We start from the raw sequence: 7,335 nt of genomic DNA on the forward strand, positions 1-7,335 counted from the left end.
TGCAGCGGATGCGCCGCCGCCGCCGCCAGCCGCGCCCACTGGCGTGGAAGCGATGTTCACCGGCCTGAAATGGCGCAACATCGGCCCGGCGCGCGGCGGCCGGTCGATTTCGGCGTCTGGCAGTGTCGCGCGCGTGAACGAATATTGGTTTGCCGCTGCCGGCGGCGGCCTGTGGAAGACCACCGATGGCGCGGCGTCGTGGCAGCCGATGACCGACGGCAAAACCGACACCGCAGCCTTTGGCGGCGTGGCGGTGTGTGAGGCCAATCCCGATATCGTTTATGCCACCACCGGCGAAAGCCAGCTGCGCGGCAATGTGCTGCCCGGCAATGGCGTGTGGAAAACCACGGACGGCGGCAAGACGTGGGCCAAGATCGGCCTGGCCAGCGTGCAGAATTTCAGCCGCGTGCGCATCCACCCCAAGGATTGCGATACGGTGCTTGTCGCCGGCTTTGGGCATTATGGCGCCGACAACGCAGATCGCGGCGTGTTTCGCACCACCGATGGCGGCAAGACATGGATCAAGACGCTGTACCGCGATGCCAAGACTGGCGCCGCCGATATCAGCATCGATCCGTCCAATCCCAATGTCGTTTATGCCGCCTTGTGGGAGGCATGGCGCAAGCCGTGGGGCATGAGCAGTGGCGGGCCGGGTAGTGGCCTGTTCAAAAGCCTGGACGGCGGCGTCACCTGGGCGGAAATCACCCGCGCGCCTGGCCTGCCGGGGGACGGCCTGATCGGCAAGATCGGCGTGAGCGTGTCGCCAGCCGATCCGATGCGCGTCTATGCGATCATCGAACATGACGGCGCCGGCGGCGTCTATGCCAGCAGCGACGGCGGCAAAAGCTGGGAAAAGCGCAGCGAAAGCCGCGATTTGCGCCAGCGCGCTTTTTACTACACGCGCATCGTGGCCGATCCGAAGGAGAAGGACCGGGTCTATGTGCTCAACGTCAATTTCTATCGGTCGGACGATGGCGGCAAGAGCTTCCCCAAGAAGATCAAGGTACCGCACGGCGACAATCATGATCTGTGGATCGCCGCCGACAACAACCAGCGCATGGTGCAGACCAACGATGGCGGCGCCAATGTGTCGGTAAATGCCGGCACCAGCTGGACCCGGCAGGATTTTTCGACGGCGCAAATCTATCGGCTGGGCCTGACGGCGCACCAGCCGGCCTATGCCTGCGGCGGCCAGCAGGACAACAGCACCATCTGCGTGCCGCTGCGCGGCTGGGGCAATCAGAATGTGCTGGGCGGCGGCATGCAAGGAATCCCTTGGGGCATCGCGGCGGGCGGCGGCGAAAGCGGCTATGTCGCGCCCGATCCGCGCAATCCCGACATTTATTACGCCGGCAGCTATGGCGGGCTGCTCACGCGCTATGATCACCGCACCGGCCAAAGCCGCAGCATCACCGTGCTGCCGGACAATCCCATGGGCTATTCGGCGGGCGATCTCGCCGAGCGGTTTCAATGGACCTTCCCGATACTGTTCGATCCGCACGTGCCGGGCACGATTTATGTCACCTCCCAGCATGTCTGGCGCAGCCGCAACGAAGGCCAGAGCTGGGAGAAGATCAGCCCTGATCTGACGCGTCACGCCCCGGAAACGCTGGGGCCATCGGGCGGGCCGATCACCCGCGATCAGACCGGTGTGGAAACCTATGCCACCGTGTTTGCGCTCACCCCGTCGCGGTTGGAGCCCGGCGTGATCTGGGCTGGTTCGGACGATGGCCTGGTGCACATCAGCCGCGACGGCGGCAAGGCGTGGGCCAATATCACGCCGCCGCAATTGCCGCCGTTCACCAAGATCACCACCATCGAGGATTCGCCGCATGCGCCGGGTACGGCCTATGTGGTCGGCCACCGCTTCTTGCTGGATGATTTTTCGCCAATCGCCTGGAAGACCAGCGATTATGGCCGTAGCTGGGTGCAGATTGCTGCTGGCCTGCCCGCCGACGAAATGCTGCGGTCGATCCGTGAGGATCTGGTGCGACCGGGCCTGCTCTATCTTGGCACCGAACGCGGCGTGAAGATCAGCCTGGATGGCGGCGCGGTCTGGCACGGGCTGCAGGCGAATCTGCCGTCGGTGCAGGTCGCTGATCTGGCCATCAAGGGCTCCGATCTGGTGATTGCCACCCATGGCCGTGGTTTCTGGGTGATGGACCGGATCGATCTGCTGCGGCAGGTTGATGTTGCGGCCAAGCCTGAAACGCGGCTGTTTGCGCCGGCGCCGGCCGTGCGCGGTATCGATGCCGGCCTGGCGCTGGATTATTATCTGGCAGCGGCCCCCAAGGCGTTGGCCATCGATATCATCGGGCCAGACGGCGCGCTCATCCAGCGCATCGCCGGCAAACCCGAGGCGCCCAAGAAAGAGGGTGCAGCGGCCAGCAGTGACGACGACGAGGATGACGGCCCGCCCAAGCCGCCGATGGCCACGATGAAGCCGGGCATGAACCGAGTTACGTGGAACATGCGCCATGCCGGCTATACGACATTTGAAGGCATGATATTCTGGGCGGCGGGCAATCGCGGCGTAATGGCGCTGCCGGGTGCCTACCGCGCCCGGCTGGTTGTGGACGGGAAGGCGGTGGAAACCGCGTTCAGCATCGCCGCCAATCCGCGCAGCCAGGCCACGCCGGCCGATTTGCAGGCGCGCTTTGATCTGGCGCAGGCGGTAACGGCCAAGGTGAGCGCCGCCAACCAGGCCGTGCTGCTGGTGCGCGGTATCCGGGCGCAGGCCGATGCGCTGACGACGGCGCAGGCCAAGGCCGGCAAGCCGGTGCCGGCGGCGGTGCCGGCTTTCATGGCGGCATTATCGGATATCGAAGCGGAAATCTATCAGGTGAAAATCCAGAGCCGGCAGGACCCGCTAAATTATCCGATCAAGCTGAACAACAAGCTGGCAGCGCTGATTGGCGGCATCGAAAGCGCCGAAGCGCCGCCCACCGATGGCACACGCGCCGTGTTTGCCGACCTGTCAGCGCAGCTGGACCGGCAGTTGCAGGCGCTGGAAGCTGCGTTGGCGGCGGGTCTGCCGTCTGCCAACGCCGCGTTGAAAGTTGCTGGCCTGAAGCCATTGGAGCGCAAGCCGCTGCCGGCTGCCTGAGTCTGCGCGGGCGGTTATGGGGAAATGACCCCGCCGGCGCTGTTGCTGGCGGGGTCAGGCTTTGCCATGGTGCGGGGATGACGATGCTCAATCTCGCAGCCGGCGCGGCGACCGCCGTAACACGGCCATGACGGCTGATCTTGCTGTTGCGCCGCCTGAGGAGCTGGCCGCATTTCTGGCGGCCTATCCAGATATGGCGTTTGTGGACATCATCTTCACCGGCCTGTCGGGCACGGCGCGCGGCAAGCGTATCCGGGCGCATGAACTGGCTGCGCTTTATGATGCCGGCCGGCCGCTGCCGGTGTCGATCCTGGTCGCCGATGTCACCGGGCAGGATTGTTTCGATACCGGGCTGGTGTGGGAAAATGGCGACAGCGACCGGTTTGCGCGGCCCGCGCCCGGCACGCTGGTGCCCACCGGGCCGAGCAGCGCGATGGTGATCACGTCCTTGTTCGAACCGGGCGGCGCGGTGTGCGAAATTGATTGCCGGGCTGTGCTGGCGCGGGCGGCGGCGGCGCTGGTGGCTGATGGCTATGTGCCGGTGGTGGCCTGTGAGCTGGAGTTTCACCTGCTCGAGCGCGAACGCGCCGCTGGCCAGCCGCCGCGCCCGGCACGGTTGGGCGGCGCACGCCCGACGACGCACGGCACTTATGGCCTGGAAGAGCTGGACGATGCCGGGCTGTTTCTGGCCGATCTGTGGGCCGCTGCCGATGCCGCCGGCCTGCCGCTGGAAACCGCGATTTCCGAATATGGCGCCGGCCAGATGGAATTGACGCTGAAATACCGCGCCGATCCGCTGCGCGTGGCCGATGATGTCGTGCTCTACAAGCGGCTGGTGAAGCAGGTGGCGCGGCGGCACGGCATGTTGGCCAGCTTCATGGCCAAGCCGTTTGCCGATGCCGCCGGCAATGGCCTGCACCTGCATGTTTCGATCAATGATGCTGCCGGCAACAATAGCTTTGCCAGCCCGGCCGGCAGCCCCAATGCGCCGCTGCTGTATGCCATCGGCGGGCTGAAGGCGACGCTGGCTGAAAGTTTTGCGATTTTTGCGCCAAATGCCAACAGCTATCGCCGGTTTCGCGCGGGCAGCTTTGCGCCGGTGGCGGCAAGCTGGGGCATCGACAATCGCACCACCAGTTTCCGCATCACCGCCGGGCCGCCGGCCAGCCGCCATATCGAACATCGCATCGCCGGGGCGGACGCCAATCCCTATCTGGCGCTGGCGGCGCTGCTGGCCGGCGTGCACCACGGCCTGACGCAGCGGATCGATCCTGGCCCGCCGGTGCTGGGCGATGGCTATGCCGCGGCGGCGGCCGATCCCGCTGCGCTGCCGCTGCCCGGCAACTGGTTTGCTGCCGTGGCGGCGCTGGAACAGGGCAGCATCCTGAAAAACGCGCTCGGCGCGCAGACGATTGCGATGTTTGCCAGCGTCAAGCGCACCGAGCAGGAGCGGTACATGGCGGTGGTGCCGCCGCTGGACCATGATTGGTATCTGGCCAATGCCTGACCTTTCGCGGCCCCTATCCCGGCGGGGCTTTGGCGGGCTGGCGGCGGCGCTGGTGCTGGATGGCTGCGCGCGGCAGTGGCCCACAGGGGCGAACGGTGAAGAGGCGCGGCTGAACTTCTACAATTGGGATACTTATACCGGCGAGAGCACTTTGGCCGATTTTCAGGCCGCATCGGGCGTGGAAGTGCGCATGAGCCTCTATGCCAACAATGATGAGTTGTTTGCCCGGCTGCGCGCCGGCAATCCCGGCTTTGATGTGATCGTGCCCTCCAACGAATTTGTCACGCGGCTCCAGGTTTCTGATTTGCTGATGCCGCTCGATCATGGGCGCCTGCCCAATCTGGCCAATATCGGGCCTGAGTATATGAATGTGGCCTATGATCCGGCCCGGCGCTGGTCGATGCCCTACACGTGGCTGGCGCTGGGCATCGGCTACCGCAAAAGCCGTGTGGACGGCGTGCCGGACAGTTGGAAATGGGTGCTGGATTCGCCGCGCTATTCGGGCCGCATTGGCTTGTTTGCCGAAAGCGACGATCTGATCCGGCTGGGCGCGAAATATCTCGGCCATTCGGTCAACGCCGTCACCCCCGCGATCATGGACCAGGTGGCGCGAATGCTGATCGCGCAAAAACAGCACGTGAAATTGTTCCACCACGACGAAGGCCAGGATTTGCTGGCGGCTGGCGAGATTGATCTGGTCGTCGAATACAACGGCGATATCGCGCAAGTGATTGCCGATGATGATGATCTGGCCTTTGTGGTGCCGCGCGAAGGCACGCTCATCAACAGCGATTGCCTGTGCATCCCGGCGGGTGCGCCGCGGCCGGACAATGCCCACCGCTTCATCAATTTCCTGCTGGATGCCCAGGTAAGCGCCGAGATTTCGCGCACCATCCGCTATCCGACACCTAACGCCGCCGCGCTGGCGCTGATGCCGGAAGAATATCGCAGCAACCGGGTGATTTTCCCGCGCGGGCCGGCGATGGCGCGCAGCGAATATGGCAGTTTTCAGGGCATCGGCCATATCCGCGCCGTGGAAGAAGCCATCACGCGGGTGATGGCGGCATGAGCGGCGGCGAACCGGGCCAGCAGCCGGCGCAAGCCCCCGGCGTGTTTGCCGTGGTTGGCCTGCCGCCGGTGCTGTGGCTACTGGGGCTGTTCCTGGCGCCGCTGGCGGTGATCTGGGCCTATAGTTTTGGCGAAAACCGCACATTGGTCGACATTGCCGTCACCGGCGATTGGGGCAATTACAGCCGTGCGCTCAAGCCGCTGTATCTGGCCATCCTGCTGAAATCGATCGGCTTTGCTGCGCTTACCACCTTGCTGTGCTTTGTGATGGGCTTGCCGGTGGCGCTGGCCATCACCTTTGCCTCGCCGCGTGTCAAATTGCTGCTCCTCGTGGCGATCATGCTGCCGTTCTGGACCAACCTCCTCATCCGCACCTATGCGCTCATGGCGATTTTGCGCACCGAAGGGCTGATAAACAGCCTGCTCGGCGCGGTTTGGGACATGGTGCCGGGGTTGCCGCCCTTTGCGCCATTGCCGCTGATCAACAACAATTTCGCAGTGGTCGTCGGGCTGGTGTATGTGCATCTGCCGTTCATGGTGCTGCCGCTCTATGCCGCGCTCGACCGGCTGGACCGTTCGCTGATCGAAGCCAGCCTCGATCTGGGCGCCGGCCATTTCACCACGCTGCGGCGGGTGGTGGTGCCGCTGGCGCTGCCCGGCATACTGTCGGGCATTATCATCACTTTCATCCCGGCGCTGGGCGCGTATCTCACCCCCGATCTGCTTGGCGGCACCAGCAGCCAGATGATCGCCAATGTCATCGAACGCCAGTTTCGGTCGGCGAATGATTGGCCGTTCGGTGCGGCGCTGTCGTTCCTGCTGATGTATCTCACCTTTGCGGCGCTGATGATCCAGGCGGTGATCAGCCGCCGCAGCGCCGAGCGGGAAGCGCTGTGAGCAAGGCGGCCGCTCCGCTCGATTATCTGGCGCGCTGGCCGTTGCGGCTGTGGCTGGCGCTGGTGGGTGCGTTTTTGTACCTGCCGCTGCTCAGCCTGGTGGTGTTTTCGTTCAACGACAGCCGGCGCATCAGCGTGTGGCGCGGCTTTTCGCTGCGCTGGTACGGCGAACTGCTGGAAGATGGCGAACTGCTGCTGGCGTTCGGCAATTCGCTGGTGATTGCAGCGGCCTCCACACTTATCAGCCTTGTCCTCGGCACGGCAGCGGCGCTGCTGCTGTGGCGGTTTCGCTTTGCTGGCAAGTCCGCGCTGGAGGCGGCGCTGGGCCTGCCGATCGTGGTGCCGGAAATCTGTCTGGGCGTGGCCTTTCTGGTGTTTTTCACCGCCATCGTGCCGTGGCCGGCGGAATTGCCGTGGCCGGCCAATCTGGGCGTGATCATCATTGCCCACGCGACTTTTTCATTCAGCTTCGTGGCGCTGGTGGTGCGGGCCCGGCTGGCCAGTTTCGATGGCGCACTGGCCGAAGCCGCGCGCGATCTGGGGGCCGGTGAATGGGCGATCTTTCGCGATATCATGGTGCCGCATCTGGTGCCGGGGCTGGTTGCGGGCGCGCTGCTGGCCTTCACGCTCAGCCTGGATGATTTTGTCATCACCTTTTTCACTTCGGGGCCGGACACGATCACCTTTCCCATAAAGGTTTATTCGATGGTGCGCTTTTCGGTGACGCCGGCGGTCAATGCCGCCTCCACCCTGCTGAT

5 protein-coding genes are annotated in these 7,335 nt (G+C 64.6%); all 5 read left to right on the top strand.

Annotated features, from left to right (window positions below):
* Positions 1-3,106: VPS10 domain-containing protein (locus ABWP50_RS10450; RefSeq protein ID WP_353217932.1), on the top strand; the 3,106-nt coding region annotated here is incomplete at its 5' end.
* Positions 3,107-3,233: 127 nt separating this feature from the next.
* Positions 3,234-4,613, top strand: coding sequence for a glutamine synthetase family protein (locus ABWP50_RS10455; RefSeq protein ID WP_353217933.1), 1,380 nt, complete (start codon positions 3,234-3,236; stop codon positions 4,611-4,613).
* Entirely contained in the window at positions 4,606-5,682 is a 1,077-nt protein-coding gene (locus ABWP50_RS10460) for an ABC transporter substrate-binding protein (RefSeq protein WP_353217934.1), read from the top strand. The genes ABWP50_RS10455 and ABWP50_RS10460 overlap by 8 nt, the downstream gene beginning before the upstream one ends.
* Positions 5,679-6,578, top strand: a complete 900-nt coding sequence (locus tag ABWP50_RS10465) for an ABC transporter permease (protein WP_353217935.1) — start codon at positions 5,679-5,681, stop codon at positions 6,576-6,578. The genes ABWP50_RS10460 and ABWP50_RS10465 overlap by 4 nt, the downstream gene beginning before the upstream one ends.
* Positions 6,575-7,335 (top strand): ABC transporter permease (locus tag ABWP50_RS10470; RefSeq protein ID WP_353217936.1); only part of this gene is annotated, 761 nt, incomplete at its 3' end. The genes ABWP50_RS10465 and ABWP50_RS10470, both read left to right, overlap by 4 nt.

This window comes from Sandarakinorhabdus sp. (genome assembly GCF_040398645.1).
Lineage (GTDB): Bacteria > Pseudomonadota > Alphaproteobacteria > Sphingomonadales > Sphingomonadaceae > Sandarakinorhabdus.